This window comes from Seonamhaeicola sp. ML3, from assembly GCF_023273855.1.
In the GTDB taxonomy this organism is placed as follows: domain Bacteria; phylum Bacteroidota; class Bacteroidia; order Flavobacteriales; family Flavobacteriaceae; genus Seonamhaeicola.
This window is the reverse complement of the sequence record NZ_CP096884.1, coordinates 1,636,965-1,654,677: the sequence shown is the minus strand read 5'-3', so window position 1 is coordinate 1,654,677 and position 17,713 is coordinate 1,636,965. Positions and strand designations below refer to the sequence as shown.

The 17,713-nt window shown below is 35.6% G+C and carries 14 protein-coding genes; 5 read left to right on the top strand and 9 right to left on the bottom strand.

The annotated features are described in order from the left end of the window. Positions 1-22 precede the first annotated feature (22 nt). The 3 genes from M0214_RS07395 to M0214_RS07385 all read right to left on the bottom strand — a co-directional run bounded on the left by M0214_RS07395 (position 23) and on the right by M0214_RS07385 (position 3,141). Positions 23-1,060 (bottom strand): NADP(H)-dependent aldo-keto reductase, encoded by a 1,038-nt coding sequence (locus M0214_RS07395; protein ID WP_248724829.1) that lies wholly within the window; start codon positions 1,058-1,060, stop codon positions 23-25. A 325-nt stretch (positions 1,061-1,385) separates the two neighbouring features. Then, entirely contained in the window at positions 1,386-2,345 is a 960-nt protein-coding gene (locus M0214_RS07390; RefSeq protein ID WP_248724828.1) for an OmpA family protein, read from the bottom strand. Between the two features lie 31 nt (positions 2,346-2,376). Continuing rightward, entirely contained in the window at positions 2,377-3,141 is a 765-nt protein-coding gene (locus M0214_RS07385; protein ID WP_248724827.1) for an exodeoxyribonuclease III, read from the bottom strand. A 270-nt stretch (positions 3,142-3,411) separates the two neighbouring features. Here M0214_RS07385 and M0214_RS07380 point away from each other — a divergent pair, with 270 nt between their 5' ends. Further along, positions 3,412-6,834: a hypothetical protein gene (locus M0214_RS07380; RefSeq protein WP_248724826.1), complete on the top strand. Its 3,423-nt coding sequence runs from the start codon at positions 3,412-3,414 to the stop codon at positions 6,832-6,834. On the opposite strand, the gene M0214_RS07375 is transcribed toward M0214_RS07380, so the two are convergent. The 4 genes from M0214_RS07375 to M0214_RS07360 form a co-directional block, all read right to left on the bottom strand. Then, a complete protein-coding gene (locus M0214_RS07375; protein ID WP_248724825.1) occupies positions 6,831-7,718 on the bottom strand; it encodes a M20/M25/M40 family metallo-hydrolase in 888 nt (295 codons plus the stop codon). The genes M0214_RS07380 and M0214_RS07375 overlap by 4 nt on opposite strands. A 129-nt stretch (positions 7,719-7,847) precedes the next feature. Next, positions 7,848-8,591 (bottom strand): succinate dehydrogenase/fumarate reductase iron-sulfur subunit, encoded by a 744-nt coding sequence (locus tag M0214_RS07370; protein ID WP_248724942.1) that lies wholly within the window; start codon positions 8,589-8,591, stop codon positions 7,848-7,850. Between the two features lie 22 nt (positions 8,592-8,613). Continuing rightward, positions 8,614-10,629 carry a fumarate reductase/succinate dehydrogenase flavoprotein subunit gene (locus tag M0214_RS07365; RefSeq protein ID WP_248724824.1) on the bottom strand — a complete coding sequence of 672 codons (2,016 nt, stop codon included), beginning with the start codon at positions 10,627-10,629 and terminating at the stop codon, positions 8,614-8,616. A gap of 12 nt (positions 10,630-10,641) precedes the next feature. Further along, positions 10,642-11,319, bottom strand: coding sequence for a succinate dehydrogenase cytochrome b subunit (locus M0214_RS07360; protein ID WP_248724823.1), 678 nt, complete (start codon positions 11,317-11,319; stop codon positions 10,642-10,644). A 260-nt stretch (positions 11,320-11,579) separates the two neighbouring features. On the opposite strand from M0214_RS07360, the gene M0214_RS07355 reads away from it, so the two are divergent. Continuing rightward, the gene (locus M0214_RS07355) at positions 11,580-12,872 is read left to right on the top strand and encodes an aminopeptidase P family protein (protein ID WP_248724822.1); all 1,293 of its coding nucleotides are present in this window, start codon (positions 11,580-11,582) and stop codon (positions 12,870-12,872) included. 58 nt (positions 12,873-12,930) lie between these two features. On the opposite strand, the gene M0214_RS07350 is transcribed toward M0214_RS07355, so the two are convergent. Continuing rightward, positions 12,931-14,256 (bottom strand): aspartate kinase, encoded by a 1,326-nt coding sequence (locus tag M0214_RS07350; RefSeq protein WP_248724821.1) that lies wholly within the window; start codon positions 14,254-14,256, stop codon positions 12,931-12,933. Between the two features lie 163 nt (positions 14,257-14,419). Here M0214_RS07350 and M0214_RS07345 point away from each other — a divergent pair, with 163 nt between their 5' ends. The 3 genes from M0214_RS07345 (at position 14,420) to M0214_RS07330 (ending at position 16,554) form a co-directional block, all read left to right on the top strand. Continuing rightward, complete coding sequence (locus M0214_RS07345; protein WP_248724820.1) at positions 14,420-15,076, top strand: hypothetical protein; 657 nt, start codon at positions 14,420-14,422, stop codon at positions 15,074-15,076. A gap of 47 nt (positions 15,077-15,123) precedes the next feature. Then, entirely contained in the window at positions 15,124-15,903 is a 780-nt protein-coding gene (locus tag M0214_RS07340) for an alpha/beta fold hydrolase (protein ID WP_248724819.1), read from the top strand. Positions 15,904-16,311: 408 nt separating this feature from the next. Further along, the gene (locus M0214_RS07330; protein WP_248724817.1) at positions 16,312-16,554 is read left to right on the top strand and encodes a hypothetical protein; all 243 of its coding nucleotides are present in this window, start codon (positions 16,312-16,314) and stop codon (positions 16,552-16,554) included. Here the strand turns inward: M0214_RS07330 and thiL are convergent. Then, on the bottom strand, positions 16,544-17,590 hold the full coding sequence (gene thiL / locus M0214_RS07325) for a thiamine-phosphate kinase (RefSeq protein WP_248724816.1): 1,047 nt from the start codon (positions 17,588-17,590) through the stop codon (positions 16,544-16,546). The two genes, M0214_RS07330 and thiL, sit on opposite strands and share 11 nt — an antisense overlap. Positions 17,591-17,713 lie beyond the last annotated feature (123 nt).

Below are 17,713 nucleotides of genomic sequence, written 5' to 3'. Positions count from 1 at the left end.
TTAAAATAGGCGTATTTAAATTTTAAGGCGCCGGATTAGGAATCGCTGCATGCACTGCATTTATAGCATCTAAAACTTCAGTGCTTAATTCTATATTAACACTATCTATATTTTCTTTTAACTGTTCTAAGTTGGTAGCGCCTATAATGTTACTCGTAACAAAAGGGAGTTGATTTACAAAAGCTAAGGACATCTGCGCAAGGGTTAATCCGTTGTTATTGGCAATATCTAAATAACGTTTTGCTGCCTCTGTACTTTGCTCGCCACTGTAACGAGCAAACCTTGGGAACAGTTTTAGGCGGGCATTATCGGCTGCGCTTCCCTTTATATATTTTCCAGACAAAACTCCAAAAGCCATGGGAGAATAGGCTAGTAAACCTAGATTCTCTCTCAGTGATACCTCAGCTAAATCACCCTCGAAAGTTCTGCATAAAAGTGAATACGGATTTTGTATGGTTACCGGCCTTGGTAAATTGTTGTGCTTACTTTCTTCTAGATAGCGCATAGCGCCCCAAGCTTTCTCGTTAGAAAGACCTATGTTACGAACTTTGCCCATTTTGATAATATCTTGCAAAGTACTTAACACCTCGTTGAAATTATCTTTCCATGCATCACTGGGATTATGTTTATAATCTCTTACTCCAAATGTGTTGGTTTGTCTTTCTGGCCAGTGTAATTGATAAAGATCAATATAATCTGTTTGCAGTCTTTGTAACTCTGCATCAACGGCCTGATAAATAGCATCCCTACTAAAGCCTGTTTTTCGAATATGAGCCGTGTAATCGCCTGGCCCCGCAATTTTACTGGCAATAACGACCTTATCTCTATTAGCTGATTTTTTGAGCCACGTTCCAATAATTCGACTTGTAGCGCCTTGAGTTTCAGGTGAGGCAGGAACTGGATAAAGTTCTGCTGTATCTATAAAATTAACGCCTTGATCTATCGCGTAATCGATTTGAGCATGCCCTTCGGCTTCGGTATTTTGGTTTCCCCAGGTCATAGAGCCAAGGCATATTTTACTAACTTTTATATTTGTGTTGGGTATTTTGGTGTATTTCATATTAGATTGTTAGACTAACTTAGACAATTAGACTTCTTAGATTTTTTAGAATGGTAAATATAAAAAATATCCTATCGTCAGTTCGAGTGAAATTCTATTAAAGAATTTTGTATCGAGAACTCTTGAGAATACTTAAGGAGAAGTACTTCTCGATACTATTCCTCATACTTCGGAATCACTCGAAGTAACATTCTGATTTAAAATTAAAACCTTTCAGGATTTATTAACTCCTGAAAGGTTTTTAATGCGTTAGGGATTGAGGCATTTGTTGAAGCTCCTCGAAGAGAGCGACTGCCGAAAGCCCGACCCCTGTGGTAACGCCATACTAATTATCATTCAACAACCTAGAAAGCTCGTCTAACTTTGGTGTTAAAATAACTTCTATGCGTCTGTTTTTTGCTTTACCTTCAGTTGTATCGTTGGTTGCAACTGGAGCATATTCACCTCGTCCGGCAGCCGTTAAATTCTCCGGATTGATTGCCTCGTTTTCCCTTAGGATGTTTACAATAGCCGTTGCCCGTTTGGTTGACAAATCCCAGTTTCCACTTAATTGACCACTACCTTTGTAAGGCACGTTATCTGTATGTCCCTCAATTAAAACGGCGATATCTGGGTTGTCTCCTAAAACACTACCAAGCTGTTGAACTGCTCTGCGACCATCAGCATTTACAGCCCAACTTCCAGAACTGAAAAGCAATTTGTTTTCCATTGAAACATATACTTTACCATTACGTTGTTCTACAGTTAAGCCTTTACCTTCAAAATCGGTTAATGCCCTTGAAATAGCATCTTTTAGAGCGCTCATTGCAGCATCTTTATCTGCAATTACTTTTTCTAATTCTGCTACCCTGTTAGAACGGTCTTCTAATTCTTTTTTAAGTTTTGCTAAACGTGCATTTTCGGTCGCCAATGCTTGTTCTTTAGCTTCTAACTGAGCAAGAAGCTCTCTGTTCTTCTGAGAATTCTTAGTAATAGCCGCTGAGCTGTTTTTCTCCAAAGCTTCGTAAGACGCCTTTAGAGCATCGTAGTTAGATTTAGTAGCGTTATAATCGGCCTGTAACTTATCACGGTTTGCCAACGCCTCTTCGTAAGCTGCTTTGATTTGCTTTAATTCATTAGCAGCAGCATTTTTTGCATTAAGAAGCATTTCATTTTCATCGGCTAGCTTTCTATTTTCATTCTTCAAATTATTGTATTTCGCCTCTAGTTCTTTATAAACCTTTGGGGAAACACACGATGCTAAAACTGTAAGCGTTAATACGAGTACTGAAATTCTTTTAATCATTAGGTTAGGTTTTGGGTTTTAATGTATTTAATTATTTATCTATTTCTACGAGTATTGGGCAGTGATCACTATGCACCGCATCTTGAAGTATAACGGCTCTTTTAATATTTTCTTGTAATGGTTCTGCTACCATGGCATAATCTAAACGCCAGCCTTTATTATTGGCTCTTGCGTTAGCTCTGTAACTCCACCAACTATATTGCTGTTTTTCTGGATTTATAAATCGGAAAGAATCGATAAATCCACTATCAATAAAAGCACCTATCCACTCGCGCTCTACGGGTAAAAATCCTGAAACATTTTTGAGTCCTTTGGGATTATGGATATCTATCTCCTCGTGACAAATATTATAATCGCCACAAATGATTAGATTGGGAAAAGATTTTTTAAGGTTGTTTATATAATCTTGAAACATGGCCATGTATTCCAACTTATGTTCCAACCTTGCAATATTTATGCCAGAAGGTAAATACAAACTCATAATTGAAACATTATCGAAATCTATACGTAAATTACGCCCTTCGAAATCCATAGATTCAATGCCTGTACCGTATTCTATGTGGTTAGGCTCTGTTTTACTTAAAATAGCAACGCCACTATATCCCTTTTTCTGCGCACTAAACCAGTAGTGGTAATTATAACCAACCTCTTCAAATAGGCTTAAATCCAATTGTTCTTTTAAAGCCTTTATTTCCTGAAGGCAAATAACATCTGGATTCGCCGCTTTTAACCAATCTAAAAAACCCTTATTTACTGCTGCCCTAATACCGTTTACGTTGTATGATATAATTTTCATTTTCGTTTGTCATTCTGAATTCCTACCTGATTGTAGGCAGGTATTTCAGGATCTCATTAAGTTATTTATTAATATTGTTGAGAAGCTGAAACAACACTTCGACTATGCTCAGTGTGATAGTTCAGCTAGACCAAAACTCTTTTATTAAATGGTTTTGATCATTTCAGCTAAAATAAATAATACATTACTTTTACACTATAGCTTTAACGGGCATTTATACAGAAAACTATCAACATACTATTTTAGACTTATTACAGTTTAAATACTTAAATGAAATATCTTTTACCATCTATTCTTTTTTTTGTTGTCTGCTGCGGTTTTGGGCAAGAACAAAACACCAACTATAAGAAAGTAAAAGTAGCTGTAAAGGACACCATTAAAATTGATAGCGTTAGTATAAATCCGCATTCTTTTTCAGTAAGAAGAAAAGACCTCTCTTTTATAGATTCATCATATTACCTAGTAGATTTCCCAAAAGCCATTTTAACTTTTAAAAAACGCATTGAAACAGATTCTATTATCATAAATTATTTAAAATTTCCAGACTTCCTAACCAAAACTTACAAGCAATTAGATGAATCTATTATTGTGTCTAACAACAGTAATCTTAAAACACTATACAAACTATCTCAACCCAACACCAACAATACCTTTACCCCTTTTGATGGTTTAACTACTACTGGAAGTATTTCTCGTGGTGTTACCATTGGAAATAATCAGAACTCTGTTTTAAACAGTGAATTAGATTTGCAGATTACCGGAAAACTGAATGACAAAGTTTCGCTGAGAGCTTCTATCCAAGACGCCAATATACCCTTGCAAGAAAGCGGATATAGCCAACGTTTGGATGAATTTGACCAGGTTTTTATTGAGCTCTTTAGCGACTCTTGGAATATAAGAGCTGGTGATATTGACCTTCAGAATAACAACTCCTATTTTGCAAAATTCTCTAAACGTGTACAAGGGTTATCTGTTAATGCGAATTTAGGCAATGAAGATTCTCAAACAACCCTTTTCGCTGCTGGTGCCATTGTACGTGGCCAATTCACGCGAAGTCAATTTACCGCTCAAGAAGGTAACCAAGGCCCTTATAAGTTACAAGGACAAAATGGCGAGTTGTTTGTACTTATTGTATCTGGCAGTGAAACGGTTTATGTTAATGGTGTACCGGTAAAACGTGGTGAAGACCAAGATTATATTATCGACTATAACGCTGGCGAAATAATTTTCAATTCTACCTATCCTATTACTTCAGAGATGCGTATTACAGTAGATTATCAATTTAGTGAGCGCAATTATTCCCGTTTTGTTGCTTATGGTGGTGGTAATTTGAATAGCGAAAAACTAAAGGTTGGAGTTTCTGTATATTCTGAAAGCGATGCTAAAAACCAACCTCTGCAACAAAACCTTTCGGATGACCAAGTTCAAATATTATCTACCGCTGGAGATGATAAAAGTTTAATGGTTGCTCCTTCCGAAGTTCAGGAGGCATTAAATGAAAACCGAATCTTATATAAAAAGGAAGTTATTGGCGGTGTTGAAGCGTTTGTATTTTCAAACGACCCAAATGATGAGTTATTTCGAGTTACGTTTACCCAAGTTGGCCAAAATCAAGGAGACTATATTCTGAGTAGCTCTAATGCCATTAACAACATTTACGAGTATGTAGGGGTTAACCAAGGAAACTATGCCCCTATCACTCAATTGGTAGCGCCTACCAAACTTCAAATAGCTGTTGTGAACGGGAACTATCAACCCCACGAAAACACTAGTATTAGTTTTGAATTGACAGGTAGTAAGAATGATTTAAACCTGTTTTCAAGTATAGATGATGAAGATAATAATGGTTTCGCTGGGCGGTTAAACATAGAACAAAACCTGATAAAAAAAGACAGTCTTTGGTCTTTAACCTTTTTCACAAATGCAGACCATATACAGGATAATTTTAGAACCATTGAACGTTTGTACAATGCCGAATTTGCAAGAGATTGGAATTTGCTATCGCCTAATGGCACTGTATCGAACGCTAATATTGGCGACCAAACCTTAATAAATTCTGGACTACGCTTTTTTCATCCTGAAAAAGGGATAGTCAACTATCAGTTCGAATATCTAAACTATTCAGAAGGTTTCAATGGAAATAGACATATTACCTACATTGATTTAAATTTGAATAAGTTTAGAATCAATTCGTACTCTAGTTTCCTTAATGCGAGTTCTAGCATAAACGAATCTTCGTTCTTGCGATCAAACAGTACAGTAACTTATGGTATGAAAAATAGCTGGGCAGGAACTAAATTAACTATTGAGGACAACGAACAAAGAGAACTTTCAACCAATACCTTAACACCGTTAAGCCAGAAATTTAAATCTTACGAATTATTCTTAGGTATTGGAGATAGCACTAAAATCTTTACCAAAATTGGTTATAAGAATAGAGTAAACGATAGTATTAGAAACAATCGGCTGGAGAAAGTCAATACCTCCAACACTTTTTACTTGGATTCAAGGCTAATCAGAAATAAAAAAACTAACCTGTCTTTATATGCCAATTACAGAAATCTTAAAAGTGAAGAGGCAGGTATAGATGACGAACAATCTATAAACTCGAGGTTACAATTCAACCAAAAGTTGTTTAAAAACATTGTTCAATGGAATACCATCTTCGAGACCAACTCTGGCACCTTACCTCAACAAGACTTTACTTATGTGGAAGTAGAACCCGGACAAGGCACTTACACGTGGATTGATTATAACGAAAATGGGATACAGGAATTAGAAGAGTTTGAAATAGCACAGTTTCAAGATCAAGGCTCATATATAAGAGTGCTTTTACCCAATCGTATTTTCATAAAAACCCATCAGAATAGATTAAGCCAGACCTTAACCATAAACCCAGCTCAATGGTCTACAAGTGAAAAAAAAGGAAAGAAATTCTGGTCGCATTTTTATAATCAAACAAGTTATTTAATAGATAGAAAAATTAGAAGAGATGCCAATAGCTTTGACTTAAACCCTTTTAAAGTAAACACCGAAAACCAATTGGGCCTACAGTTAAATTTAAGAAATGTGTTATTCTTTAATAGAGGGAAGCAAAAGTACACCACATCTTATACCTATTTAGAAAACAAGACCAGAAATATACTATCGGTTGGTTTTGTTGAAAACAGTTTAAAAAGCCATCAGTTTAATTTTAACCACAAACTATCAGATAATTGGCTTATAAACTTACTTTCGGTATTTGAAGACAACGAAAGTTTAAGTGAGAATTTTGCAAGCAGGAACTATAATTTTAATGAAACTCGTTTCAACCCTAAACTCTCCTACTTATTCAATGATAATTCCAGTTTTGATGTTTTTTATGAATTTGCACAAAAAGAAAATACCATAGGTGGATTTGAATTCTTAAAGCAACAGCGGTACGGCGCTTCTTTTATTTTTTCCAAAAATGTTAAAAGCGCCATTAATGGTGAATTCAACTTTTTTTCCAATGCATTTAATGGTAGTGCAAATACTCCAGTTGCCTATCAAATGTTAGAGGGCTTACAACCCGGAAAGAATTTTACTTGGACGCTACTAGCTCAAAAAAAACTGACCAAATTTTTAGACTTAAACCTTAGCTACTTTGGTAGAAAAACAGAGAGTAGCCAGACCATACACACAGGGTCTGTTCAATTAAAAGCTTATTTCTAGAAGTTATCTATTGTTTCGAAAACAGAAATTATTGCTTTAACCGCTTCGATATAAAATTCTGGATGGATATTTTCGAAATCATCGGTATGCTCATGATAATCTTCATGGTCTTCTACTCCAAAATACAAAAATGGTATTCTTTTTTTATGAAAGTTAGCATGATCTGATGCATATACCCAATTCTCTTTTTTATCATAACCATCGTGTCCCCTTACAAGTTTTAATCTTTCAGATGCGAAATCGGAAACAATACTCTTAAAAGAATCATTGAAACTCGTACCTACCACATACAACTCATTGGTATCGCTACGACTAATCATATCCATATTCAAATTAGCCACTATCGCATCTTTAGAAATTGAAAGGTTTTCCATAAAATATTTAGAGCCCTCCATACCTAATTCTTCGGCATCGAAAGCGACCAAAATAACGGAATGTTTTGGTGGAGATTTTTGAAAATACTCTGCAAAACCAAAAAGAGCAGCAACACCAGAGGCATTATCGTCAGCGCCATTATATATTTTTCCTTTCTGTATACCTATGTGGTCATAATGTGCGCTAATCACAACAAACTTATGGGGTCTTAATGTTCCCTTTATATAACCTATAACATTAGTGCCTTTATAGGTCTTTTCCCCTTTCTTAAAAACAAAAGGTTGTTCATAATCTTTCTTTAATGGCTTAACACCTAAACTATAAAACTGATTAATTATATACTTTTTTGCCCTGATACCTCCTTCAGAACCAGTAAACCTACCTTCAAACAAATCTGAAGATAGTGTTTCAACATGTTTTAAAAGCACATTTCCATCTAATGAAGGCTTCGAACATTCTTGAGAAAAACCCACACGAGCATAAAATATACCGACTAAAACCGGTATCAAAAATTTTATATAGGAACTAATGTGCACCAAAAAGAGGAGTAAAAATTAAATATACATTTTTAATCAATCAATTTTCAAAAAAAAAGCTCATACTTTATGGTATGAGCTTTAATCTTAAATCATCTTATTTTACTTAACAGAGGCCTTAATGAGTTCTCTGTTCATTCTTGCAATATTGTCTAACGATATGCCTTTAGGACATTCAATTTCACAAGCTCCGGTATTGGTACAGTTACCAAAACCTTCCAAGTCCATTTGAGCAACCATATTTTTAACACGATCTGCCGCCTCTACTTGTCCTTGTGGTAACAATGCATACTGTGATACTTTTGCTCCAACAAAGAGCATAGCCGAAGAGTTTTTACAAGTAGCTACACAAGCTCCACAACCAATACAGGTTGCAGCATCCATAGCTTCATCTGCAGCATGCTTAGAAATTGGAATGGCATTGGCATCTTGTGTATTTCCAGAAGTATTTACAGAAATATAGCCACCAGCTTGTTGAATACGCTCGAAAGCAGTTCTATCAACCACCAAATCTTTAATTACCGGAAAAGCAGCCGCTCTCCAAGGCTCAATATAAATAGTATCACCATCATTAAACATACGCATGTGTAACTGACAAGTAGTAACACCTCTGTCTGGTCCGTGCGCTTCACCATTAATATACAATGAACACATACCACAGATACCTTCACGACAGTCGTGATCAAAAGCTACAGGTTCATCACCTTGGGCAATCAACTGTTCATTTAGAACATCCATCATTTCTAAGAAAGACATGTGTTCTGAAATATCATCCACTTTGTAAGTTTCCATCTTACCTTTAGATTGAGCATCTTTTTGACGCCAAATCTTTAATGTTAAATTCATTCCTTTTCCTGACATAACTCTCTTATTTGTATGAACGTTGTTTTAATTCAATGTCTTTAAATTCTAACTCTTCTTTATGAAGTACAGCATCAGCAGGTTCTCCTTTATATTCCCAAGCCGCTACGAAAGCAAAATTTTCATCGTCTCGTTTAGCCTCTCCTTTTTGCGGTCCAGATTCTTCAGCTGATTCTTCTCTAAAATGTCCTCCACAAGACTCTTCTCTCATTAAAGCATCTTTAGCGAATAGCTCTCCTAACTCTAAGAAATCTGCAACACGACCTGCTTTTTCTAATTCTGGATTCATTTCATTTGCTCCACCAGGCACAGAAACCTCTTTCCAGAATTCTTCGCGAATGGCCTTAATTTCTGTCATGGCTTCTTTTAAACCTTTCTCGTTTCTGGACATTCCACATTTGTTCCACATTACATTACCTAGTTTCTTGTGGAAATAATCTACAGACTTAGTTCCCTTATTATTTACAAAGAAATCTATTCTATCTTTAACAGCTTTTTCAGCTTCATCAAATTCTGATGTTTCTGTTGAAATTGGTCCTGTTCTAATATCATCGGCTAAATAATCACCTATAGTATAAGGCAACACGAAATAGCCATCGGCTAATCCCTGCATTAATGCGGAAGCTCCTAGTCTGTTAGCTCCGTGATCAGAGAAATTAGCTTCTCCAATACAGTATAATCCAGGAACCGTTGTCATTAAGTTATAATCTACCCAAACACCTCCCATGGTATAGTGTACCGCGGGATAAATCATCATAGGTGTTTTGTATGGATTGTCATCTACAATCTTCTCATACATCTGGAATAGGTTACCGTATTTGGCTTCAACTATCTTTTGCCCAAGATCGTATACTGTAGCAGCTGATGGATTTTCAATACCTTGAATTTTCGCTTGCTCTTTACCGTAACGTTCTATGGCTGCAGCAAAATCTAAGTAAACAGCTTCACCTGTGGCATTAACACCGTAACCGGCATCGCAACGCTCTTTTGCTGCTCTTGAAGCCACATCACGAGGCACTAAGTTTCCAAATGCAGGATAACGTCTTTCTAAGTAATAATCTCTTTCTTCTTCAGATAAATCCGTTGGTTTTTTACGACCTTCTCTAATAGCAAGAACATCATCCATGTTTTTGGGAACCCAAATACGTCCGTCGTTACGTAAAGACTCCGACATCAACGTTAATTTCGATTGGTAGTCTCCCGAACGCGGAATACACGTTGGGTGAATTTGAGTGTAACAAGGATTTGCAAAGAAGGCACCCTTTTTATGGATTTTCCATGCTGCTGTTACGTTAGACCCCATAGCATTAGTTGACAAGAAATATACATTTCCGTACCCACCAGAAGCTACAACAACAGCATGAGCAGAATGACGCTCTATCTCACCAGTTATCAAATTTCTAGCGATAATCCCTCTGGCTTTTCCATCAACCACAACTACATCAAGCATTTCATGACGGTTGTACATTTGAATTTTACCACGGGCAATCTGACGGTTCATTGCAGAATAAGCTCCCAACAATAACTGTTGTCCTGTTTGACCTTTGGCATAAAATGTTCTTGACACCAAAACCCCTCCAAAAGAACGGTTATCTAATAGTCCGCCATAATCACGTGCAAAAGGAACCCCTTGAGCTACACATTGATCTATGATATTCGTTGAAACTTCAGCTAAACGATGAACATTGGCTTCACGAGAACGATAATCTCCTCCTTTTACAGTATCGTAGAACAATCTATAAGTGGAATCACCATCACCTTGATAGTTTTTAGCAGCATTTATTCCTCCTTGTGCTGCAATAGAGTGCGCACGTCTAGGAGAATCCTGATAAGCAAATGCTTTAACATTGTAACCTAATTCAGCAAGTGTCGCCGCGGCAGAACCTCCAGCTAAACCTGTTCCAACAACAATAACATCAATAAGACGTTTATTAGCTGGATTTACTAAGTTGATTTTATCTTTGTAAGTAGTCCATTTATCTTTAATAGGACCCTTTGGTACTTTTGAATCTAAAACACTCATATTAAAAAATTATTAGTGATTAAAATGATGATAAACGGCTACAATGATGAATCCTAAAGGGATTATAACTGAGTATATTTTACCAAATGTTTGTAACGACTTTTTCCTACCAGCATTAGAGCCTACAGATTGAAATGCCGATGTAAATCCGTGAAGCAAGTGCAGTGCCAAAAGCACAAATGAAATAACATAAGCTCCAACTCTAATTGGGCTTACGAATTTATGCTGTAGTTCTTCGTAATATCTAAAGTTTTCAGTTCCTTCAATAAGTCCAGACATATCACCTTGAATGTATTTAACATTCATTTCAGGAATCCAAAAATCTATAAAATGCAAGATTAAAAACGCTAGGATAACCAACCCACTGTAAATCATATTTCTGCTTACCCAAGTTGAATTGGCAGCGCCGTTATTCTTAGCATAAGAAACACCTATCGCCTTTTTGTTTCGCATCTCTAAAACAAAACCCATTACAAAATGAAACACAACCCCGAAAATTAATACAGGTTGCATGACATATTGAACAACAGGATTCGTACCCATGAAATGCGATGCTGTGTTGAATGCATCTTCACTAAAAACAGATACTAAATTAACACTGAGATGCATTATTAAAAAGAACATTAAAAAAAAGGCTGAAAGCGCCATAGCTACTTTCCTACCTATCGAAGATTTAAAAAATCCGCTCATTATTTATTTATTTAGTAGAATTGTGCAAAGGTAACCCTATACACATACATAGACAATATGTATTTATTTTTTAACGCTAATTTAGAACAATTATAAGTAATAATACTTAGTTTTTTAAAATGATTTAAGTCATAGGTATTGAAATAGTTTTAGCTGGTTTTTGAATCAACTTATTTACTCAGATTGTAATGTACACTCATGTTTTAAAACCCAAGAAAAGTCTAGATTTCTTTTTAAATTTACTCGAATAAACAAATACGATGAAATATTCCCAGATAAACAACAAACTCTTCACAGAAAACAGAAAGCAGTTTTGCTCTAAAATGAAACCAAATAGCTTAGCTGTTTTTAACTCTAACGACATATATCCTATAAGTGCCGATAGCACCCTCCCTTTTCAACAACATAGGGATATTTTTTATTTAAGCGGTGTAGATCAAGAGGAAAGTATTTTGGTTTTATTTCCAGATTGCCTTAAAGAAAAACACCGTGAAATATTGTTCCTTAAGGAAACTAACGAACATATTGCCATTTGGGAAGGTGAAAAACTCACCAAAGAAAAAGCTCTTGAAGTAAGTGGCATAAAAACTGTTTACTGGCTTAAAGACATGGAAAAAATCATGTTTGAAATCATGACGCAGTGCGATACGGTTTATATAAACACCAACGAGCATTACCGTTCTAATGTTGAAGTAGAAACTCGCGAAGACAGGTTTACAAAATGGCTAAAAGAAAAATATCCTGCACATAATGTAGCCAAAAGCAATCCTATTTTACAAAGGCTTCGTTCTGTTAAAAAGGAAATTGAAATTGAGTTAATTCAAAAAGCCTGTGACATAACAGAAAAAGGATTTAGGCGAGTTTTGGATTTTGTAAAACCCGGTGTTTGGGAATTCGAAATAGAAGCAGAATACATTCATGAATTTATAAGAAACCGTTCTAAGGGATTCGCCTACACACCTATTATTGCCTCGGGAAACAATGCCAAGGTTTTGCACTACATAGAGAACAATAAACCATGTAGAGCTGGTGAATTGATACTTATGGATGTAGGAGCCGAATACGCTAATTATTCGAGCGACATGACAAGGACCATTCCGGTTTCTGGTAAATTTTCTGAAAGACAAAAAGCTGTTTATAATGCCGTTTTAAATGTAAAAAACGAAGCCACACAAATGCTAACCCCAGGAACCTTATGGGAGGATTATCATATTGAGGTTGGAAAAATAATGACTTCAGAATTATTGAATCTGAGACTTCTGGACAAAGCAGATATACAAAATGAGAATCCTGACTGGCCAGCATACAAAAAATATTTCATGCATGGCACAAGTCATCACATGGGCTTAGACACACATGATTACGGAATTTTAACTGAACCTATGCAAGCTAATATGGTATTTACCGTTGAGCCGGGGATTTATATTCCTGATGAAGGTTTTGGAATTAGAATTGAAGATGATGTGGTTATTCAAGAGACAGGAGTCCCTTTCAATTTGATGGAAAACATCCCGATTGAAATTGAAGAAATTGAGGATTTAATGAATACTTAGAAATAGAAAAAGCGGGGTAATTAACCCCGCTTTTTTTTATGCAAAACCTAGTTGATCTTTAATTAAGAGTGACTAATTCAAATAAATACTCGTTTAGCTTTTGCAAAGTTTCGATTTTATCATTTGTATCTATTAGAAGTGAAATGTTGTTTCTACTTCCTCCGTATGATATCATTCGTATTTTAACATCCTTTAATATTTGGAACAACTTAAAGGTATCTTCATGGTCCACTATAGAGTGACCAACTAGACATACAATACTTTGGTTTCTATCAACTTCTATAGTTGCTATTTCCTGTAATTCTGCAACTATTTTTTCTAGATTTTTATCATCGTCTATAGTTAATGAAACCGCCACCTCAGAAGTTGTAATCATATCTATAGGTGTTTCATAAATCTCAAACACTTCAAAAACCTTTTTTAAGAAACCGTGAGCCTGCAACATTCTGCCAGACTTAATCTTAATTGCAGTAATATTATCTTTAGCGGCTATGGCCTTTATGCCATTTTTCACATGTTCGCCACTAATCAATGTCCCTGGAGCTGGAGGATTCATTGTATTTTTAAGCCTTACAGGAATACCGTCTGCTCTTACTGGCAATACTGTTTGCGGATGTAAAATCTTAGCACCAAAATACGCAAGCTCGGCCGCCTCATCGAAAGACAAATTTGAAATTGGGTTTGTACCTTCAACAAATCTTGGATCATTGTTGTGCATGCCGTCAATATCTGTCCAAATCTGAACTTCCTCTGCCTTTATTACTGCCCCAATAATCGTTGCTGTGTAATCACTACCGCCACGTTGTAAGTTTGAAACTTCGTTATTGCTATCTAAACATATAAATCCTTGTGTGATATAAATTTCAGCTTTTGGAGTGCTACTCAACACCTCAGAAAGCGCTTCTTTAGTTCTGTCGAAATCAGGCTCATTTATCTCATTAATCCTCATAAAGTCTAACGCAGCTAATAGCTGAGCGTTGATACCTTCTTGCTTTAAATAAGCACTAAACATATAGGTTGACAATAACTCCCCTTGCGCCAAGATTTCATTCTCCAAAGATTTCGAAAACGCACTTTTGGTCGCACTCACTAAAAAATCAAAACGTTCAGAAACATAAGAAGACACCTCTTGGTTCAGAACTTCATCTCTCAATAAATCATCTATAACCTCAATATATTTTTTATGTAAAGCATCAACCTCAGATTGGGCTTCTTTAACATCACCTGATTGAATTTTAGAGGCAATCCCAACTAAAATATTGGTTGTGCCCGACATGGCAGATAGTACAACTATTTTTTGCTCACCATCATTAATAATGGTCTTTACATTATCCATGTTCTTTACAGATCCAACCGATGTACCTCCAAACTTTAAAACTTTCATAGTATTATTCCACAAGGTGCATATCACCTATTCTTTTAATTTCTAATTCATTTTGAGCTGCAAAATTAATCGAGAACAGCACTTAAAACTTATTTTTATAAAAAAATGTTTACTTTTATACAAAATGTTAAATATTTAACATTAAGCAACTAACTTAAAGGAAATGAAAACAGTATCTAACTGTGTCGAAGACATTTTAATAACACAACCCTATTTAGAGGAGGCGCTTTCCAGAAACATTATAAACTATAGTGCTCTGGCTGTAGAACTCACAGAACCCATAAGTAAAATGCTAAAAAAAGATGTTAAACCTGGTGCTATCATGATGGCACTTAGACGTTACAGTCCGCCACCAACTTTAGGTAACACTATAAAAATGCGCCGCGTCATTCAAAACTTAGGCGACATAACGGTGCGCTCTAACTTAACAGATTTTACGGTAAAAAACTCGGATACTTTAATTGATAACCATGCCAAAATTCTAGCTAGAATAAATCAAGAAAACAAACTTTTCTACACGTTCACACGCGGTATTCATGAGAGTACATTAATAATTTCCAGTAGTATGGATGAATTCGTTAGAGAAAACCTGAAAAACGAAACATTTTTGGCAGTACAAGAAGGACTTTCGGCTATAAGTATTAACCTGCCTCAGAATAATTCTAAAATAGCCGGTTTATACTACCACTTCTTTAAAAGATTAGCTTGGGAAGGTATTGTTCTATATGAAGTTCTTTCAACCACAAACGAGTTCACTATATTGGTAGAAGACGATTATGTAGATAAAGCTTTTACAGCTATAAAAAGAGTGAAATCCTAAGAGGATTTGAACGAGCGATTACTACCTTTGTGCTTCATTAAAGTATCATGATATTAGAGTATAAAGGGATACCTATTTATTACACCGATGAAGGCAAAGGCAGTGCTGTAGTTTTACTGCATGGCTTTTTGGAAAATTCGACTATTTGGAAATCATTAGCTCCCCAGATTTCAAAAAATAATCGGGTTATTTGCATCGACCTATTGGGTCATGGAAAAACAGGCTGTTTAGGATACATACATTCCATGGAACTTATGGCTGAAGTTGTGGAAGCTGTTTTAAAACACCTAAGAATAAGAAAGTCCATTTTGGTTGGCCATTCCATGGGTGGCTATGTTGCTTTAGCTTTTGCAGAAAAACGACCAGATAACGTTAAAGGCTTATGCTTAATGAATTCAACTTCGCGAGCAGATTCTCCAGAAAAGAAAATAAATAGAGAAAGAGGTATTCAAGCTGTAAAACAAAACCACAAAACCTTTATTAGAATTGCTATAAAGAACTTATTTACCAAAGAAAATCAAGACATTTTTTCAAAAGAAATTGAAGCACTTATAGAAGAATGCCTAAAAACACCATTACAGGGAATTGTTGCCGCGCTAGAAGGTATGAAAATAAGAGAAGACCGTGAGGTTTTACTTCATTTTTCACCTTATAAGAAGATGATGATTTTAGGCAAAAACGATCCCGCCTTAAACCATAAGGACTTAATTGCTCAAATCCAAAACACGAAAGTAAAATTAGTAGAATTCGAAGATGGACATATGAGCTTTATAGAAAATAAAGCTGAACTTTCACAAGAAATAATGCATTTCATCGAAAATATTTAACTTTTAATCGTTTTTTAATATGTTTTTTGTAGGTTTATGTTTTCCGAATTCGTATACCATGCCCAGTCCCAAACAAAAACCTACTTTTCTACCAAAATTGCATTGCTCTATTTTTGGCCATGATTATAAACTGACCAAAATGGTTACTCGCCATGTAAAGGAATATACATGTACCCGATGTAACAAACAGCTTACCACAAATAGTAATGGCCAACTTGTTGAACTTACCCCAAAGTTCAAGGAAATAAATAACGCCTTGGAACACATACATAAGGTCAGAAAGAAACGTTCAAAGGAGAAATCGGTTATTTCATCGATCTGTTAAAATGTTGTTGATAACTTTTAGTTGATTTTTCTAAATTTATTGTCTCCCTATCTAAAACGTAATTAAATAATGGCATAATTCTTATGAAAAACATCCAATGCAAAGTATTTGGACACGACTTAGAAGTTAGTAAAAACGTCACGTTCCACGTAAAAGAGTATACTTGCAAAAACTGCGGAAAAAAATTTACCACAAATAGCAACGGTAATTTAACCGAACTAACACCAAAATTCAAGGAGATAAACGCAGTATTGGAGAATGTTCACAATAGAAGACTTCTTAAAAAGAGACGCCTAAACCCAGAGTTGTTGGTATTTAGTCATTAAAATTTCGCCACCCTTGAGCCTTAAGCTCAATTTTTGTTTCAGCTCTCGTAACAAGGTGAATTCCTGCTTCTTTTTCCCTTATATATCCAATAACCGTTAAACTTGGATTTGCTTTAATCTTAGGATAGTCCTCTTGCGAAATCGTGAACAAAAGTTCATAATCCTCCCCTCCATTTAGCGCTACAGTAGTACTGTCTATATTGAACTCCTCACAAGTTGAAATAACTTGTGGATCTAATGGAATTTTGTTTTCAAACAAATCACAACCAACACCACTCTGTTTACACAAGTGTAGAATTTCAGAAGAAAGTCCGTCACTTATATCTATCATACTGGTTGGCTTTACCTCTAAATCTTGTAACAGTTGTACAACATCCTTCCTAGCTTCAGGCTTCAATTGCCTTTCAACAATATATGAATAAGGTTCAAGATCTGGCTGATTGTTAGGATTAACTTTATACACCTCTTTCTCTCTTTCCAAAATCTGAAGCCCCATGTAAGCGCCTCCCAAATCACCTGATACAACCAACAAATCGTTTGGTTTAGCACCGTCCCTGTATACTTGCTGATCTACATCCACTTCCCCGATAGCGGTTACAGATATTAAAAGCCCAGTATTAGATGATGTGGTATCTCCACCGATAACATCTACGTTATAAATTTTTGCGGCAGTCTCAATTCCTGCGTACAATGCTTCTAGTGCTTCTAAAGGAAACCTGTTCGATACAGCAATAGAAACCGTTATTTGGGAAGCAGTGGCGTTCATAGCATAAACATCAGATAGATTGACCACCACAGCCTTACAACCCAAATGCTTTAAAGGCACATAACTAAGATCAAAGTGAACCCCTTCAACTAAAAGATCTGTAGTAACAACTACGCTCTTGTTCTTAAAATTTAGAACTGCAGCATCGTCACCTATTCCTTTTATGGTAGATTTTTGCTTTAGCTCAAAATTTTTGGTTAAATGATCTATTAAACCAAACTCACCTAAATCACTTAATTGGGTTCTTTCTTGATTTTTATCTTCTATCATGGCGCAAAAATAAGAAGCTTATATGTATTAATCTATTTAATAATTATAGTTTATTGCGTTAAATTCATAACTTTAACTTGGTTATTCGATTAGAACAAAATATTTGTTATCGAAATTCCGTTC